The organism is bacterium (assembly GCA_029210965.1).
Taxonomy (GTDB): domain Bacteria; phylum BMS3Abin14; class BMS3Abin14; order BMS3Abin14; family BMS3Abin14; genus JALHUC01.
In genome coordinates this window covers 1-1,733 of the sequence record JARGFZ010000097.1, presented here as the reverse complement: position 1 = coordinate 1,733, position 1,733 = coordinate 1, and the positions used below count along the sequence as shown (strand labels likewise).

At 53.1% G+C, this 1,733-nt stretch carries 1 protein-coding gene; it reads left to right on the top strand.

Going from position 1 to position 1,733, the window contains the following annotated elements; genetic code table 11:
- Positions 1–640: 640 nt before the first annotated feature.
- Positions 641–1,684: a Gfo/Idh/MocA family oxidoreductase gene (locus tag P1S59_14405; GenBank protein ID MDF1527419.1), complete on the top strand. Its 1,044-nt coding sequence runs from the start codon at positions 641–643 to the stop codon at positions 1,682–1,684.
- Positions 1,685–1,733 lie beyond the last annotated feature (49 nt).

Genomic DNA, 1,733 nt, shown 5'->3' with positions numbered 1-1,733 from the left:
GTGTAAGCAAGGGCTTCCGATGTCGGCAATAGACCAGTTTCCCGTTGACAGGACCGGCCTACTCATAGAAGAGTCACAGAGAACACAGAGAAAGTCTGAATCTTGGGAAAAAGAGCCGTATCCAGGTACCCAGGTACAACCTTCAATCAAGGTCATTCCGGGCAGAGCGCAAGCGATGACCCGGAATCCAGTCGCACTTGCTTGCCACGTCATAGCTGTAAGCGTTGATGGGTCATCGCGAGCCGTAGACCATGCGAAGCGATCTCGAAGTTCAAAAGCTTCACGCAAAGCCGCAAAGCTCCGCAAAGAAGATCAAAAGCTAATTTTACCACAGCCTGTCCTGAGCAAACATTAGTGCGCCGAAGGGCGGCTGTCTGCGTTACAGTTTGTAGCTTTGCTTTGGGCATTGGGCTTTGGACCTTGGCCTGCAGTTCTGATCTAACCCTGTGTAACCCTGCCTGCCGTGAGCAAGCGAAGCGCGTCGAATGGTGATGTGACCTGAAAATGGTCACACTGCCTGTCCGCCGTAGCTGTTCGATAGACGTTAGCGAAGGGGGATGGTTAGCCAGCTTTTGCCATGTTTCTTGAACATTGAATCCTGAATCCTGAATCGATCCACAAACCAAAAGGGAGGGCTAAAATGGAAAAAGCACTGAACATTGCTGTAATCGGATGCGGCTATTGGGGACCGAACCTGATCCGGAATTTCCGGGCCCAGCCAGACTGTATCGTTAAAACCATGTGCGATCTCAGTGAGGCGAGGCTGGATCACATGAGTGCTCTCTATCGGGAGATCGATACGACAAGCGATGTGGAATCAGTCTTTAACGACCCTGATGTTGACGCTGTGGTAGTGGCCACTCCTGTGGATCTCCACTATAAATTTGCCAAGCGGGCACTTGAGGCGGGCAAGCACGTCTTCGTAGAAAAACCCATGACCTCGGCGGCCGTGCATAGCCGGGAACTGGTGGACATTGCCAACAACAAGGGGTTGACCCTCATGGTAGGTCACACCTTCATTTACTCGGCCCCGGTGCGCAAGATCAAGGAGATCATCGAGTCAGAAGAGCTGGGGGAGATCTACTACATCAGCTCCCGGCGATTGAACCTTGGTCTTTTTCAGAGGGATATCAACGTTACGTGGGACCTGGCGCCCCACGACATCTCCATCATCCTGTACATCTTCGGCACCACCCCCAAGTCGGTCAACTGCCAGGGCAAAGCCCACATCAACCCGGGCATCGAGGACGTGACCAGCCTGTGCCTGAATTTTGACAACGGAGGCTTTGCCACCATCCAGTCCAGCTGGCTCGATCCCAACAAGGTTCGAGAGATGGTCTTCGTCGGAAGCAAAAAGATGCTGGTCTTCGACGACAACGAGCCCCTCGAGAAGATCAAGATCTATGACAAGCGTGTGGAGGCCCCGCCCCACTATGACGATTTCGCCAGCTTCACCTACTCCTATCATTACGGCGATATGCTGGCTCCCTACATACAGCAGGCAGAGCCCCTCAAGGAAGAAACGGGCCATTTCCTGGACTGCATCCGCACTGGCAAAAAATCCCTTTCCAGCGGAGAAGCCGGGCACCATGTGGTCCAGATCCTGGAGGCTTCATCGAGGTCTCTTGAGATAGGCGGCGCCGAGGTGTTCCTGGACGGGCTAGGGAAAGAGAACAACCTTTAAAGGCGATTGAGAATTGCGAATTGAGGATTGAGAATTGTTGTCATTGCGA

Bases quoted from the DNA above. Each gene is read 5' to 3' on its own strand.
- P1S59_14405 (MDF1527419.1), top strand. From the start codon at position 641: ATGGAAAAAGCACTGAACATTGCTGTAATCGGATGCGGCTATTGGGGA.